12 protein-coding genes and 1 pseudogene are annotated in these 14758 nt (G+C 65.6%); 10 read left to right on the top strand and 3 right to left on the bottom strand.

The genetic code is table 11. The features are described 5' to 3' along the window. The first annotated feature begins 257 nt into the window (after positions 1-257). The 3 genes from OKW29_RS12010 to OKW29_RS12020 are packed head-to-tail and all read left to right on the top strand — an operon-like array spanning position 258 to position 3341. Positions 258-1433, top strand: coding sequence for a quaternary amine ABC transporter ATP-binding protein (locus tag OKW29_RS12010; protein WP_429291190.1), 1176 nt, complete (start codon positions 258-260; stop codon positions 1431-1433). Then, positions 1426-2328: a choline ABC transporter permease subunit gene (gene choW, locus OKW29_RS12015; protein ID WP_184038314.1), complete on the top strand. Its 903-nt coding sequence runs from the start codon at positions 1426-1428 to the stop codon at positions 2326-2328. The genes OKW29_RS12010 and choW overlap by 8 nt, the downstream gene beginning before the upstream one ends. 20 nt (positions 2329-2348) lie before the next feature. Beyond that, on the top strand, positions 2349-3341 hold the full coding sequence (locus OKW29_RS12020) for a GlxA family transcriptional regulator (RefSeq protein WP_429291191.1): 993 nt from the start codon (positions 2349-2351) through the stop codon (positions 3339-3341). A gap of 31 nt (positions 3342-3372) precedes the next feature. On the opposite strand, the gene OKW29_RS12025 is transcribed toward OKW29_RS12020, so the two are convergent. Beyond that, the gene (locus tag OKW29_RS12025) at positions 3373-4455 is read right to left on the bottom strand and encodes a GlxA family transcriptional regulator (protein WP_429291192.1); all 1083 of its coding nucleotides are present in this window, start codon (positions 4453-4455) and stop codon (positions 3373-3375) included. A gap of 325 nt (positions 4456-4780) precedes the next feature. Between OKW29_RS12025 and OKW29_RS12030 the strand changes: the two genes are divergently transcribed. Genes OKW29_RS12030 through OKW29_RS12055 form a run of 6 tightly spaced genes read left to right on the top strand, consistent with a single transcriptional unit; the run spans position 4781 to position 11752 of the window. Further along, positions 4781-6175 carry an L-serine ammonia-lyase gene (locus tag OKW29_RS12030; RefSeq protein ID WP_429291193.1) on the top strand — a complete coding sequence of 465 codons (1395 nt, stop codon included), beginning with the start codon at positions 4781-4783 and terminating at the stop codon, positions 6173-6175. Between the two features lie 39 nt (positions 6176-6214). Beyond that, positions 6215-7459 (top strand): sarcosine oxidase subunit beta family protein, encoded by a 1245-nt coding sequence (locus OKW29_RS12035; RefSeq protein ID WP_184010042.1) that lies wholly within the window; start codon positions 6215-6217, stop codon positions 7457-7459. A 17-nt stretch (positions 7460-7476) separates the two neighbouring features. Beyond that, positions 7477-7812 carry a sarcosine oxidase subunit delta gene (locus OKW29_RS12040; RefSeq protein ID WP_429291194.1) on the top strand — a complete coding sequence of 112 codons (336 nt, stop codon included), beginning with the start codon at positions 7477-7479 and terminating at the stop codon, positions 7810-7812. Further along, complete coding sequence (locus tag OKW29_RS12045; RefSeq protein ID WP_429291195.1) at positions 7809-10811, top strand: sarcosine oxidase subunit alpha family protein; 3003 nt, start codon at positions 7809-7811, stop codon at positions 10809-10811. Before OKW29_RS12040 ends, OKW29_RS12045 begins: the two co-directional genes overlap by 4 nt. Next, positions 10801-11457, top strand: a complete 657-nt coding sequence (locus OKW29_RS12050) for a sarcosine oxidase subunit gamma (protein ID WP_429291196.1) — start codon at positions 10801-10803, stop codon at positions 11455-11457. Before OKW29_RS12045 ends, OKW29_RS12050 begins: the two co-directional genes overlap by 11 nt. Before the next feature lie 31 nt (positions 11458-11488). Further along, positions 11489-11752: a hypothetical protein gene (locus tag OKW29_RS12055; RefSeq protein ID WP_018425089.1), complete on the top strand. Its 264-nt coding sequence runs from the start codon at positions 11489-11491 to the stop codon at positions 11750-11752. A gap of 12 nt (positions 11753-11764) precedes the next feature. Here OKW29_RS12055 and ampC read toward each other — a convergent pair whose 3' ends face one another. Continuing rightward, positions 11765-12946 carry a class C beta-lactamase gene (ampC, locus tag OKW29_RS12060; protein WP_429291197.1) on the bottom strand — a complete coding sequence of 394 codons (1182 nt, stop codon included), beginning with the start codon at positions 12944-12946 and terminating at the stop codon, positions 11765-11767. 189 nt (positions 12947-13135) lie between these two features. Between ampC and OKW29_RS12065 the strand changes: the two are divergent. Further along, positions 13136-13285 (top strand): annotated as a pseudogene (locus OKW29_RS12065) (alcohol dehydrogenase catalytic domain-containing protein); the annotation flags it as partial. A gap of 151 nt (positions 13286-13436) precedes the next feature. On the opposite strand, the gene OKW29_RS12070 reads toward OKW29_RS12065, so the two are convergent. Next, the gene (locus tag OKW29_RS12070; RefSeq protein WP_184072988.1) at positions 13437-14432 is read right to left on the bottom strand and encodes a GlxA family transcriptional regulator; all 996 of its coding nucleotides are present in this window, start codon (positions 14430-14432) and stop codon (positions 13437-13439) included. Between the last annotated feature and the right edge of the window lie 326 nt (positions 14433-14758).

Consider the following 14758-nt stretch of genomic DNA (forward strand, 5'->3'; position numbering starts at 1 on the left):
GGCCTCTCGCGCTCGCCGCCGTCCGGGAGCGCCGCTTGCTCTGTTGCGACACGCTCCGCGCGCGGGCCAACCCGCGTCAATCCTTTCTCCCACAACTTTCTCCCACAAGGGTTTGCTCGCCGCGCCGAGCGTCCACGGCATGGCCGGGTGTCGCATTTCCTCATGTGGTTGTCGGAATTAGTCGGTTAGCCGCACTTTTTTCTGGCAACTATGTAGGCACAGCGCGGACGGACGTCCGCAGGCGAGGAGAGCACTCGATGAATTCCCCCAAGGTCGTGGTCGAAGGGCTGTGCAAGGTGTTCGGCAGCAACCCGAAACAGGCGCTCGCGATGCTGGCCAGCGGCGCCACGAAAGAAGAGGTGTTTGCCCGCACCGGTCAGATCGTCGGCGTCCACAACGCGTCGTTCGAGGTTCGCGAGGGCGAGATCTTCGTGCTGATGGGCCTGTCCGGCTCGGGCAAGTCGACGCTGATTCGCCTGATCAATCGGCTCGTCGAGCCCAGCGCCGGCAAGGTGCTGATCGACGGCCGCGATGTCGCGGGCGTGCCGCGCGCCGAGCTGACCGCGTTGCGCCGCAAGGACATGAGCATGGTGTTCCAGTCCTTCGCGCTGATGCCGCAGCGCAACGTGCTGGCCAATGCGGCGTTCGGCCTCGAAGTCGCGGGCGTCGGCCGCAAGGAGCGCGAGGGGCGGGCGCTGACGGTGCTCGAACAGGTCGGCCTTGCACCGTTCGCGCAGAAACTGCCGGCCGAGTTGTCGGGCGGCATGCAGCAGCGCGTCGGGCTCGCGCGCGCGCTCGCGGTCAACCCGTCGCTGATGATCATGGACGAGGCGTTCTCCGCGCTCGATCCGCTCAAGCGCAAGGAGATGCAGAACGTGCTGCTCGATCTGCAACGCGAGCAGCAGCGCACGATCCTGTTCGTGTCGCACGATCTCGAGGAGGCGATGCGCATCGGCACGCGCATCGCGATCATGGAAGGCGGCCGCGTGGTGCAGATCGGCACGCCGCGGGAAATCATCAAGAACCCGGCCGACGACTACGTGAGAGCGTTCTTCGAAGGCATCGACACGAGCCGCTATCTGACGGCCGGCGATCTGATGCAGACCGACGACGTGCCGCTGATGCACGCGCCGCAGATCGACGCGTCGAGCGTCGCCGCGACGCTCAACGGCAGCGCCGACTACGCGTTCGTGCTCGATAGCGAGCGCCGGATTCGCGGCTTCGTGTGCCGCGATGCGACGGGCAGCGCGTCGCCGCAGCTCAACCAGATCGAATGCATCCGCCGCAGCACGCCGCTCGACGACGTGGTCGCGCGCGTGGTGGCGAGCCGCGCGCCGCTGCCGGTCGTCGAAGCGGACGGCTCCTACTGCGGTTCGGTCAACAAGACGAACGTGCTGAACGTTCTCACGCGCCATCGAGGTTCCCATGTCTGAAGTCATTCCACTTGGCGCCTGGGTCGATCGCGGCGTTCACTACCTGCTCGATCACGACGCGCAGACCTTCGACACGATCGGCAAGGTCATCGAGAGTTTCGCCGCGGCGGTCGAGCACGGTTTGCAGGCCGTGCCGATGTGGGCGCTGATGGCGTTTTTCGTCGGCATCGGCTTGTGGCGCGTCGGCTGGCGCTTCGCGCTGTTCACGCTGGCGGCGCTGCTGCTGATCTACGGCACCGGCTTCTGGGATCAGATGGTGATCACGCTCGGCCTCACGCTGTCATCGACGGTGATCAGTCTCGTGCTCGGCGTGCCGCTCGGCATCTGGATGGCGAAGAGCCGCGCCGTCGAAATGATCGTGCGCCCGGTGCTCGATCTGATGCAGACGATGCCCGCGTTCGTCTACCTGATTCCGGCCGCGATGCTGTTCGGTCTCGGCCGCGTGCCGGGCATCCTGTCGACGGTGATCTTCGCGATGCCGCCCGCGGTGCGTCTGACCGCGCTCGGCATCAAGCACGTGAATCGCGAAATCGTCGAAGCGGGACAGGCGTTCGGCTGCACGCCGTGGCAACTGCTGTACAAGGTGCAGTTTCCGAACGCGCTGCCGTCGATCATGACCGGCGTGAACCAGACCATCATGATGGCGCTGTCGATGGTGATCATCGCGTCGATGGTCGGTGCGGGCGGCCTCGGTAACGACGTGCTCGCGAGCATCCAGCGGCTCGATATCGGACTCGGCTTCGAAAGCGGCATGTCGGTCGTGATGCTGGCGATCATTCTGGACCGCATCACCGAGAGCTTCGGCCGGGCGCCGGGCAAGGTACGCGCCCCCTTGCTCGCCGGTTTGCGCAATGCGATGAAAGTGCGCCGCGAGCCGGCGGCGCAACACGGTTGATGGCCTGATTCGATACGTCCATGAAGCGCGACGCAATCGCCTCCGCCGAAGCCGATGCGCGGCTGTGCGCCGTCGCGCACGTCGGCTTCCTGACGCTGCCGAACTTCTCGATGATCGCGTTCACGAGCGCGGTCGAGGTGCTGCGCATGGCGAACTACGTGGGCCGCGCGCAGCACTACCGGTGGTCCGTGATCACGCCGGACGGCGAACCGGCGCGCGCGAGCAACGGCATCACGGTGAAACCGACCACCACGCTCGCCGAGGCCGGCATGCCGGACCTGCTTTTCGTGTGCGCGGGCTGGCATGTGCGCGAGTATGTGAACGACGCGGTGATCGCGCTGCTGCGCGAGGCGGCCGCGCACCGCGTGCCGCTCGGCGGCATCTGCACGGGTCCGTATGCGCTGCTCGCGGCCGGGCTGCTCGACGGCTATCGCGCGACCGTGCATTGGGAGGACATGTCGCCGTTGCACCAGCGCTATCCGCACGTGCATTTCGACGACGAACTGTTCGTGATCGACCGCGACCGGCTGACCTGCACCGGCGGAACCGCGCCGCTCGATCTGATGCTGCATCTGGTGGGCATGCGGCTGGGGGCCGCGGTGGCCGCGCAGGTGTCCGAGCAATTCATCGTCGAGCGGATTCGCGGCTCGACCGATTACCAGCACATTCCGGTCGACGCGCGGGTTGGCCTGTCGCGCACCGAACTGATCGAAGTGGTGCGGCTGATGGAAGCGAACATCGAGGAGCCGCTATCGCTCGACGAACTCGCCCGGCTCGTCAACCTGTCGCAGCGTCATTTGCAACGGATGTTCAAGCTATTCCTGAACGTGTCGCCGACGCATTACTACCTGAGCTTGCGGCTGCGCCGCGCGCGCGATCTGCTGCGCAATACCGACGCGTCGATCGCGCGCGTGACCATGGTGTGCGGTTTTCATTCTCCGTGTCATTTCAGCAAGGCCTATCGCGCGCAGTTCGGACATGCGCCGAGCGTCGAGCGGCGCATGCCGGAGTAGCGGGTGCCGCGGCCTCGCATGCCGCGCGGATTCAGATCGCCTGCGCGCGGCCCGGAAACGTTTCGTCGTAGCACGAGCCGTCGTCGGCTTGCCGCGCCGTGCCGCGCTGCTCGCGATACATCATCGGCGGCACGCCGAACTGTTTGCGAAATTCCCGTCCCAGGTGCGAGGCGTCCGAAAAGCCGCAGCTCGACGCGATATCGGCGACGGTTTTGTCTGAGCTCGTCAACAACCACGCGGCGGTGCGCAGGCGCACCAGCTTCGCGTAGGCCTGCGGCGCCTTGCCGGTCTGCGCCTTGAACAGCCGTTCGAGCTGACGCGGCGACAGATCGAGCTTGCCCGCCAGTTCGTCGAGCGGCAGCGCGCGGCCCACGTGCTGCTCCATCAGCAGGATCGCGCGCTTGACCTTCGGATGCGAGGCCGGCGCGAGACCGGGGGGATGAGGCTGCGGCGCGTTGCCTTTCTGCAGGTCGTCGACGAGCAGGATGCGCAGCGCCTTCTGCACCGTCGCCGTTTCGAAATGACGCAGCAGGATCGCGGCGGCGACGTCGATCGACGCGCGGCCGCCGGAACAGGTGATGCGCCGCCGGTCGATCACGAACAGCCGGTCGGCGACCAGCATCTGTTCGTCGACCGACGGAAAGCGCTCGATGAAATCCCAGTAGTGAAACCAGCTCACGCAGATCCGATGGCCGTCGAGCACGCCCGCGCGCATCAGCGAGAACACGCCGGTGCACATGCCGACCAGCGTCGTGTCGCGGGCTGCGGCGCAGCGGATGAACGCGAGCGTCGCCTCGCTCGCGGCCGGCCCCGAGTGCAGCAGTCCGCCGACCACCACCACGTAGTCGAACTTCCCGGCGGTCTCGAAGGTTTCCCACGGCGTGATCTGGATGCCGCAACTCGCGCGCACCGGGGCCAGGGTTTCCCCGATCACGCTCCACGAACAGCGCACCGGCTTGCTGAAGTCGCCTTCGTCGGCGGACAGGCGCAGCAGGTCGACGAAACCCGAGAATGCGGTCAGCGTGAAGTTCGGCAGCAGGATGATGCCGAAGCGGATGCGCTGCTTCGTGGCTGTGTCGAGTGAGGGAGGGGCAAGCGTTTCAGCGGAATTCATGCGCGCGGCGGGTCGGTGAAAAGAACGGCGAAAGAGGAACGGACGTTGACCGAAACGGTGAAGCCGAGGATAGCACCACGGACCTTCAGCATTGCCGGCCGCAATCGGGCCGCCTGTCGCAAATGCGTCCCAAGTCATCGCAAATGCGCCGGGAGACCCGCGTGGCGGCTCACTTGACGACGCCATCCCATTGCGATGCCGTTTTTATTCTATCGATCCGGCCCGGCGTGCGGTGCAATAGACGCACATTCCATCCGGGCGCATGAGTCGAGTCGAAGCGCTTCCGGCCATCGCAACACGCAAGACACAACGCACAAGGCACGCCATGAACGTCAGCGTCTTCGATCTGTTCAAGATCGGCATCGGTCCATCCAGCTCGCACACGGTCGGGCCGATGATCGCTGCATGCCGCTTCGCATCGCACATCGAGGACGCGAATCTGCTCGGCTTCGTGCGGCGCGTCAGAGCCGAGCTGTTCGGCTCGCTCGGCGCGACCGGCAAGGGCCACGGCACCGACAAGGCGGTGCTGCTCGGCCTCGAAGGCAATCTGCCCGACCGGCTCGATCCTGAGCTGATCGAGCCGCGGCTGCGCGCGATCCGCGAGACCCGACAGCTCGTGCTGCTCGGCAAGCATCCGATCGCGTTCGACGAGCGCGAACATGTCGGCTTCTTGCGCAAGCTGATGCCGGGCGCGCGGGGCTCGGGCGTCGTGCATCCGAACGGCATGCGCTTCCAGGCCTTCGACGAGAACGGTCAACTGCTCGTCGAAAAAGAGTACTTCTCGATCGGCGGCGGCTTCGTCGTCAATCGCGACGGCGACCGCGTGAACGGCCGGCGCGCCAACGCGGAGGTGCCGTATCCGTTTCGCACCGGCGACGATCTGATGCGCGTGTGCCGCGAAAGCGGCCTGTCCATCGCCGAAGTGACGTTGCGCAACGAATGCGCGACCCGGCCCGAGCCCGAAGTGCGCGAGGGCCTGCTGGCGATCTGGCGCACGATGGCCGCGTGTGTCGAGCGCGGTTGCAAGGTCCGCGGCGAACTGCCCGGCCCGCTGCACGTGAAGCGCCGCGCGGCCGAGCTGTGCGAGCGCTTGCGCGCACGCTCGGAGGAATCGCTGCGTGACCCGCTGTCGATGCTCGATTGGGTCAACCTGTACGCGATGGCGGTCAACGAGGAAAACGCCGCGGGCGGCCGGGTCGTCACCGCGCCGACCAACGGCGCGGCCGGCGTGATCCCGGCAGTGCTGCACTACTACGTGAAATTCATGCATGCGGCGAACGACGCCGGCATCGTCGACTTCCTGCTGACCGCCGCGGCGATCGGCATCATCTACAAGGAAACGGCGTCGATCTCCGGCGCCGAGGTGGGCTGCCAGGGCGAAGTGGGCGTGGCCTGCTCGATGGCCGCCGCCGCGCTCGCGGCCGTGATGGGCGGCACGCCCACCCAGGTCGAGAACGCCGCCGAAATCGGCATGGAACACAACCTCGGCATGACCTGCGATCCGGTCGGCGGGCTGGTGCAGATTCCGTGCATCGAGCGCAACGCGATGGGCGCGATCAAGGCGATCAACGCGGCCCGCCTCGCGATGAAGGGCGACGGCAAGCACGTGGTGTCGCTCGACAGTGTGATCCGCACCATGCGCGAAACCGGCGCCGACATGAAGACGAAATACAAGGAGACGTCGCGCGGCGGACTGGCCGTGAACGTCATCGAGTGTTGAACCGCTACACCGCATCTGCAAAACCGCAAAGGAACGACGATGAGCCGCTATTCGATATTCAGCCTGCTACGCAACGGGATGTCGTATCACGAGAATTGGGAGCGGCAATGGCGCAGCCCCGAGCCTAAACGTGAATACGACGTCGTGATCGTGGGCGGCGGCGGGCACGGTCTCGCGACCGCGTACTACCTCGCGAAGGAGCATGGCGTGCGCAATGTCGCGGTGCTCGAGAAGGGCTGGATCGGCGGCGGCAACACCGCGCGCAATACGACGATCGTGCGGTCGAACTACCTGTGGGACGAATCCGCCGCGCTCTACGAGAAGGCGATGAAGCTGTGGGAAGGGCTCGCGCAGGACCTGAACTACAACGTGATGTTCAGCCAGCGCGGCGTGATGAATCTCGCGCATACGCTGCAGGACGTGCGCGACACCGAACGCCGCGTCAACGCGAACCGCCTGAACGGCGTCGACGCCGAATTTCTCACGCCCGCGCAGATCAAGGAACTCGAGCCGACCATCAATCTGAACAGCCGCTATCCGGTGCTCGGCGCATCAATCCAGCGGCGCGGCGGCGTGGCCCGGCACGATGCGGTGGCGTGGGGCTTCGCGCGCGGCGCCGATCAGGCCGGCGTCGATATCGTGCAGAACTGCCAGGTCGTCGGCATTCGCCGCGACGGCAGCCAGGTGACGGGCGTCGACACGACGAAGGGTTTCATCAAGGCGAAGAAGGTCGCGGTGGTCGCGGCCGGCAACACGTCGACGCTCGCCGACATGGCCGGCGTGCGGCTGCCGCTCGAAAGCCATCCGTTGCAGGCGCTGGTGTCGGAGCCGATCAAGCCGGTCGTCAACACGGTCGTGATGTCGAATGCGGTCCACGCGTATATCAGCCAGTCCGACAAGGGCGATCTCGTGATCGGCGCGGGCGTCGATCAGTACACGGGCTTTGGGCAGCGCGGCAGCTTCCAGATCATCGAGGGCACGCTCGAGGCGATCGTCGAGATGTTCCCGGTGTTTTCGCGCGTACGGATGAACCGGCAGTGGGGCGGCATCGTCGACGTGTCGCCGGACGCGTGCCCGATCATCAGCAAGACCGATGTGAAGGGACTGTATTTCAACTGCGGCTGGGGGACGGGCGGCTTCAAGGCGACGCCCGGCTCGGGATGGGTCTATGCGCACACGATCGCGAAGGACGAACCCCATCCGTTGAACGCGCCGTTTTCGCTGGACCGGTTCTATACCGGTCATCTGATCGATGAGCATGGCGCTGCCGCCGTGGCCCACTAGTCGACAAGGAGACACAGATGCTGCTGATCGAATGCCCCTGGTGCGGTCCCCGCGCCGAAACCGAATTCTCGTGCGGCGGCGAAGCGGACATTGCCCGCCCGCTCTACACGGACAAGCTCACCGACAAGGAATGGGGCGACTACCTTTTCATGCGCAAGAACCCGCGCGGCGTGCATCGCGAGCAATGGTTCCACACGCAGGGCTGCCGCCGCTGGTTCAAGGCGCAGCGCGACACCGTCAGCTATGCGTTCCAGGGTTATCAGACGTTCGAGCGTCCGTTGCTGGCGCTGGACAGTACCGATACACAGGCAGCAAACGCACAGGTAAAGGCACAAGAGGGCAAAGCATCATGAGCCAGAAAGACCGACTCCCGACCGGCGGGCGCATCAATCGCGCGATCGCGCTGAGCTTCACGTTCAACGGCGTCGAGTATCAGGGTTATCAAGGCGATACGCTCGCGTCCGCCTTGCTCGCGAACGGCATGCATTTCGTCGCGCGCAGCTGGAAATATCATCGGCCGCGCGGCATCGTGACCGCGGGCGTCGAGGAGCCGAACGCGGTCGTGCAACTGGAGACCGGCGCCTACACGGTGCCGAACGCGCGCGCCACCGAGGTCGAGTTGTACCAGGGGCTCGTCGCGAGCAGCGTGAACGCGAAACCGAGCATCGAGAAGGACCGCATGGCGATCAACCAGAAGATCGCGCGCTTCATTCCGGCGGGCTTCTACTACAAGACCTTCATGTGGCCGCGCAAACTCTGGCCGAAGTACGAGGAAGCGATTCGCGACGCGGCCGGCCTCGGCACCGCGCCGCGACAGCGCGACGCGGACCGCTACGACAAGTGCTTCGCGCATTGCGACGTGCTGGTGGTCGGCGGCGGCCCGGCCGGGCTCGCGGCCGCGCACGCGGCGGCCTTGTCCGGCGCGCGCGTGACGCTCGTCGACGATCAGCCCGAGCTGGGCGGCTCGCTGCTGTCCTGCGGCGCGGAGATCGACGGCAAGCCCGCGCTGCAGTGGGTGCGGAAAATCGAGGACGAATTGCGGCAGTTGCCCGATGTGAAGATCCTGAGCCGCAGCACCGCGTTCGGCTATCAGGACCACAATCTCGTCACGGTCACGCAGCGCCTGACCGATCATCTGCCCGTGTCGCAGCGCAAGGGCACGCGCGAACTGCTGTGGAAGATCCGCGCGAAACGCGTGATTCTCGCGACCGGCGCGCATGAACGGCCGATCGTGTTCGGCAACAACGATCTGCCTGGCGTGATGCTCGCGTCGGCGGTGTCGAGCTATCTGCATCGGTATGCGGTACTGCCGGGTCGCAATGCGATCGTGTTCACGAACAACGACGACGGCTATCAATGCGCGCTCGACCTGAAAGCGGCCGGCGCGCAGGTGAGCGTCATCGATCCGCGCGCGGGCGAATCGAAGGGCACGCTGCCGGCGCTCGCGCGCCGCCATGGCATCAAGGTGCTGAACGGCGCGGTCGTCACGGCGGCGCATGGCAAGCTGCGCGTCGCGTCGGTGTCGCTCGCCTCGTATGCGAAAGGGCAGATCACCGCTCAGCAGGGCCAACTGCCGTGCGATCTGCTCGCGATGTCGGGTGGCTGGAGCCCGGTGCTGCATCTGTTCGCGCAGTCGGGCGGCAAGGCCCATTGGCATGACGACAAGGCCTGCTTCGTGCCGGGCAAGGCGGTCCAGCCTGAGACCAGCGTCGGCGCCTGCGCGGGCGCCTTCACGCTCGGCCAGGGCATCCGCTTCGCGCTCGACGCCGGCGTCGAAGCGGCGCGCGCGGCCGGGCACATCGTCGCGCGGCCAAAGCCGGTGCAGGTCGCCGAACTGAGCGAAACGAAGCTGGAACCGCTGTGGCTCGTCGGCGGACGCGAGTTGGCCACGCGCGGGCCCAAGCAGTTCGTCGATTTCCAGAACGACGTCGCGGCGGCCGATATCTTCCTCGCGGCGCGCGAAGGCTTCGAATCCGTCGAACACGTGAAGCGCTACACCGCGATGGGCTTCGGCACCGACCAGGGCAAGCTCGGCAACATCAACGGCATGGCGATTCTCGCCCAGGCGCTCGGTAAGACCATTCCCGAGACCGGCACGACGACGTTCCGGCCGAACTACACGCCGGTCACGTTCGGCACTTTCGCCGGCCGGGAATTGGGCGAATTGCTCGATCCGGTGCGCAAGACGGCGGTGCACGAATGGCACGTGGAACACGGCGCGGCGTTCGAGGACGTCGGCAACTGGAAGCGTCCGTGGTACTACCCGAAGGCGGGCGAGGATCTGCACGCGGCGGTTGCGCGCGAAGCGCTCGCGGTGCGCACGAGCGTCGGCATTCTCGATGCGTCGACGCTGGGCAAGATCGACATTCAGGGCCCCGATTCCGCGAAGCTGCTGAACTGGGTGTACACGAATCCGTGGACCAGGCTCGAAGTCGGCAAGTGCCGCTACGGCCTGATGCTCGACGAAAACGGCATGATCTTCGACGACGGCGTGACCGTGCGCCTCGCCGAGCAGCACTACATGATGACGACCACCACCGGCGGCGCGGCGCGTGTGCTCACGTGGCTCGAACGCTGGCTGCAAACCGAATGGACCGACCTGCGCGTGCGGCTCGCGTCGGTCACCGATCACTGGGCTACTTTTGCGGTAGTCGGCCCGATGAGCCGCAAGGCGCTGCAAAAGGTCTGCGACGACATCGACTTCGCGAACGCGGCGTTTCCGTTCATGACGTATCGTGAAGGCACCGTCGCGGGCGCGGCGGCGCGCGTGATGCGCATCAGCTTCTCGGGCGAACTCGCGTATGAGGTGAACGTGCCGGCCAACGTCGGACGCGCGGTGTGGGAGGCGTTGATGGCCGCGGGCGCGGAGTTCAACATCACGCCGTACGGCACCGAGACGATGCACGTGCTGCGCGCGGAGAAGGGCTACATCATCGTCGGCCAGGATACGGACGGCTCGATGACGCCGCACGACCTCGGCATGGGCGGGCTCGTCGCGAACTCGAAGGACTTTCTCGGCAAGCGCTCGCTCGCCCGTCCGGACACCGCGAAGGCGGGACGCAAGCAACTGGTCGGGCTGCTCGCGGAGGATGCGTCGTTCGTGATACCCGAGGGCTCGCAGATCGTCGCCGGTCCGTTCCAGGGCGACACCGCGCCGATGCTCGGGCACGTCACGTCGAGCTATTACAGCCCGATTCTGCAACGCTCGATCGCGATGGCGGTCGTCAAGGGCGGTCTCGACAAGATCGGCACGACCGTCACGATTCCGCTCGCAAGCGGCAAACAGATCGCGGCGAAGATCGCGAGTCCGGTGTTCTACGACAGCGAAGGAGCACGTCAACATGTGGAATGAAACAGGCGGGACGGTGTCCATCGTGGACCGCACGCTCGGGCGGCAAAGCGGCGCGTGGCAGGAGTCGCCGCTGGTCGGTGTGGATGGGCTGCTGAAACAGCATCAGGCCAACGCGACTGCCGCGTTCCGGCTCGGCGAGCGGCCATTTCTCGAACTCGTGAACGTGCGCGGCGATACGCGCGACGCGTCGTTCATCCGCGCGGTGGAACAGGTGATCGGCTGCAAGCCGCCGGAGAAGCCGAACACCGTCGCGCGCGGCAACGGCTACGACATGGTCTGGCTCGGCCCGGACGAATGGCTCGTGCGTTCGGAGACCGCGCACGATGCGACGCGCACGGCGCCGTTGCAGGCGAAGCTCGGCGCGGCGTTCGCGGGCGTGTTCGCATCGGCGGTCGATGTGGGCAGCGGCTATACGGTGCTCGAAATCAGCGGCACGCGCACGCGCGACGTGCTCGCGCGCGGCTGTCCGCTCGATCTGCATCCCAAACTTTTCGGCCTGGGGCAGTGCGCGCAGAGCCATTACTTCAAGGCGTCGATCACGTTGCTGCCCACGGGCACCGACAGTTTCGACATCGTCGTGCGTCGCAGCTTCGCGGATTACTTCGTCAGGATCATGCTCGACGCCGCCGAGCCGTTGATGTGCTGAGCGACGCGCGGTTCGCTTTGCTGATTTCGCCATGACGTCGGCACGCGCGGCCACCTCGCTTCTCACGGCACGCGCGTGCGATGAGCGCGATGCCGGCGCCGCGCTCGCGCTGCTCGATCAAAGTATCGCGCTGCGTCATCGGCGCATTGCGCTGATCCGCTATCTGCTCGCGCGGGAACTCGGTGCGCCGCTCGAAGCGCGGCATCATGCGTACGTCGAGAAAATCGCGGCCCGTCTGAGCGCGGATGCGCTCGCGCGGATCGCCGGCGCAGCGCGTGCGCGGCTGCGCCCGTAAGTCCACGCCGTATCAGGGCTTGCCGCCATCCAGCGCCGTGAGGATCTGATGCGCGGCGCTCACGCGCGCTTCGTTCGGGAAATTGCGATTGGCGAGCAGCACGATACCGATGCGTTTTTGCGGCACGAACGCGACATACGCACCGAAGCCGTTCGTCGATCCGGTCTTGTTGATCCAGACGTTCTGCTGCGGCGGCAGCGGCGGTTTGATTGCGGTCGACGGCGTGCCGTTGAGGACCATCTCCGGCGAATTGCCGGTCAGCAAGGTCGGCAACGCGACCGGATACGGGTACTGCTCCCAGATCAGATCCTGAGTCAGCACCCCAGCCTGGAAGTAGCCGGTATGGGTATCCGTGATCGCACGCTGGAGCTGGCTGTCGAGCGGAATCAGATTCATGTTTGCCTGCACGAAACGCAGCATGTCGGCGGCGGTCGACTTGACGCCATAGGCTTCGGCGGAAATCACGCCGCCCGTCAGACGGACCGGCGCACCGTCTTTCGCATAGCCCTGCGCGTAGTCCGGCATTTTCGCCGCGGGCACGTCGATATAGGTGCTCTTCATGCCGAGCGCCGGAAACACGCGTTGCTGCATCAGCACGGTGAAATCCTGTCCCATGGTCTTCGCGGTGATCAGGCCGAGCGTGCCGATGCCGGGATTCGAGTAGGTGCGGAACGTGCCGGGCGCATGAGCGGGCTCCCAGTCGTGGAAGTACCGCAGCAATTGCGCGTCGTTATGGATGTCGTCCGGCACCTGTAGCGGCAGACCGCCAGGCGTGTGCGTGCCGAGGTTCAGCAGGCTGACCTTGCCGAACGGGCGGCCGCGCAGCGTCGGCAGATAGCGCTCCGTGCCGTCCGACAACGACAGCTTGCCGTCGAGCTGCGCATACGACGCGAGCGTCGCCGTGAAGGTCTTGCTGACCGAGCCGAGTTCGAACAGCGTATCGCGTGTGACCGGCTTGCCGGTTTGCGTCGATGCGACGCCATAGTTGTAGACGTAGGGCTTGCCGTCGTCGATCACGCCGACCGCCATGCCGGCGATATGGTACTTCGCCATCAGCGGCCTGATCGCGGCGTCGATGGTCGGTTGGAGTTGCGCGGCGGTGGGCTCGGCCGCGTGGCCGACGGGTGAGATCGCGCAGAGCGTGAACAGCGCGAACGTGGCGGTTGTTATCAGTTTGAGCGCTCGGGTCTTCATAGCAAACGGGTCCTCGGTCGGGGGAGTGTGAATCGGTGGATCGGCGATTCGGCTGAGGCAGCACTATCGGGCTTTTGCGAACCGCTGGCAAACGAGGATATGTTGCGCGGGGGTAAAGAAAAAGTTGTAGGCCGCAACGCTGGTGAAACGGTGCGCCGCGCAGCGTGTGCGGCGTACCGCTCACGAACCAGCACGAATATCTGCGGCTCCGATCAGCATATGGTGCGTGGCCGCACGACCGCCGAGGTCGGCCTGGTACTCGGGCACGAGATTACCGGCGAAGTGATCGAGGTAGGGCGCGACGTCGAGACGCTGCAGGTCGGAGATCTGGTGTCGCTCGACGATGCGCCCGAGGGCTACCGGCAATTCGACGGCGGCGCGCCGAAGAAATTTGTGATCGACCCGCATGGGTCGTTGAAGGCGGCTTGAGTCTGGTTGGCCGCTAAAGCGCTGCGTGGCCTGCCGGGCACGCGGCGCTTCTGTTCATTGATCAAGCCGCCATCACTGGCGCACCGGATAGCGAAGGCACCTGCTTGCGACGCTCGCGCGTCGGCGCGGTGCCGAACGCATCGCGATAGCTCTTCGAGAAGTGGCAGGCCGACTGGAAGCCGCAGGCCATCGTGATGTGCATGATCGACATGTCGGTCTGCAACAGCAGCTCGCGCGCGCGCCGCAGGCGCAGTGTTAGATAGTAGTGCGTCGGCGTCATGCCCAGATGCTCGCGGAACAGCCGTTGCAACTGCCGTTGCGACATGCCGGCGAGCCGCGCCAGTTCTTCGCGCGACAGCGGCTCCTCGATGTTGTTCTCCATCAGCGAGATCACTTCGAACAGCGATTTGTTGGCCGAGCCGAGCCGCGCGACGAGCGGCATCTTCTGCTGCGCACTGGTGTCGCGCACGTGTTCGACGATGAACTGCTCGGCGATCTGCGTGACCCGAGCGGTGCCAACACGCGGCGCGATCAGGTTCAGCATCATGTCGAGCGGCGCGACGCCGCCGGTACAGGTCACGCGATCGCGATCGATCACGAACAGTTCTTTCAGAAAGCGCGTATCGGGAAACTCTTCCTTCAGCGCCGACATGTTTTCCCAATGAATCGCGCACGCATAACCGGCCAGCAGGCCGGCGCGCGCGAGCGCATAGGTGCCCGTGCAAAGACTGCCCAGCACGCAGCCCATGCGCGCGAAACGGCGCAGCGCGGACAGATGCTCGGCGGTGGTGGAGCGCTGCACGTCGATGCCGCCGACCACGAACACGATGTCGGGTTGCCCGACGCATTCGACCGGACCCGTATCGACGGATAACCCGTTGCTCGCCATGACCGGCCCGCCGGCGGGACTCACGATCGACCAGCGGTAAAGCGTCTGGCCTGTCAGATAGTTCGCCATGCGTAGCACTTCGATCGCGTTCGAGAAGGCGATCATCGTGAAGTTGGGTACCGGCATGAATGCGAAATGCGACAACGATGCCGTGCGATCGGTGGACATGGGAACGGTGATTCCTGATGTAAATGCCGCGTCGTCGTGGGGAGGGCGACTATCTGAATTCTGAGTATCAGGGCAACTACCGTGCCATCAGGCTAAACCCCTGGATACTGCGCACAAAGCCTGGAATAGCTAAGCAATCGACTGATGAAACCATCGGCGCGGCACCGGAACAGCGCGGCGACGCCCTTGCAGCGCACCCGATCGGCGCAGGAATACTGCGTTGTAGTGCAGCGCTGAGCGCGCGGATCGCGCCGACTTGTCGAAAAAGGTTGCGCATGGCGGAAAAGGCAAAGAACGCGTCTGAATTCGTAAATAGACGCGCCGGG

The sequence above is a fragment of the Paraburkholderia sp. CI3 genome, assembly GCF_050436505.1.
In the GTDB taxonomy this organism is placed as follows: Bacteria; Pseudomonadota; Gammaproteobacteria; order Burkholderiales; family Burkholderiaceae; genus Paraburkholderia; species Paraburkholderia tuberum.

Bases quoted from the DNA above. Each gene is read 5' to 3' on its own strand.
- OKW29_RS12010 (WP_429291190.1), top strand. From the start codon at position 258: ATGAATTCCCCCAAGGTCGTGGTCGAAGGGCTGTGCAAGGTGTTCGGC.
- OKW29_RS12055 (WP_018425089.1), top strand. From the start codon at position 11,489: ATGACGTCGGCACGCGCGGCCACCTCGCTTCTCACGGCACGCGCGTGC.
- OKW29_RS12035 (WP_184010042.1), top strand. From the start codon at position 6,215: ATGAGCCGCTATTCGATATTCAGCCTGCTACGCAACGGGATGTCGTAT.
- choW (WP_184038314.1), top strand. From the start codon at position 1,426: ATGTCTGAAGTCATTCCACTTGGCGCCTGGGTCGATCGCGGCGTTCAC.
- OKW29_RS12050 (WP_429291196.1), top strand. From the start codon at position 10,801: ATGTGGAATGAAACAGGCGGGACGGTGTCCATCGTGGACCGCACGCTC.
- OKW29_RS12045 (WP_429291195.1), top strand. From the start codon at position 7,809: ATGAGCCAGAAAGACCGACTCCCGACCGGCGGGCGCATCAATCGCGCG.
- OKW29_RS12040 (WP_429291194.1), top strand. From the start codon at position 7,477: ATGCTGCTGATCGAATGCCCCTGGTGCGGTCCCCGCGCCGAAACCGAA.
- OKW29_RS12020 (WP_429291191.1), top strand. From the start codon at position 2,349: ATGAAGCGCGACGCAATCGCCTCCGCCGAAGCCGATGCGCGGCTGTGC.
- OKW29_RS12030 (WP_429291193.1), top strand. From the start codon at position 4,781: ATGAACGTCAGCGTCTTCGATCTGTTCAAGATCGGCATCGGTCCATCC.
- OKW29_RS12025 (WP_429291192.1), bottom strand. From the start codon at position 4,455: ATGAATTCCGCTGAAACGCTTGCCCCTCCCTCACTCGACACAGCCACG.
- ampC (WP_429291197.1), bottom strand. From the start codon at position 12,946: ATGAAGACCCGAGCGCTCAAACTGATAACAACCGCCACGTTCGCGCTG.
- OKW29_RS12070 (WP_184072988.1), bottom strand. From the start codon at position 14,432: ATGTCCACCGATCGCACGGCATCGTTGTCGCATTTCGCATTCATGCCG.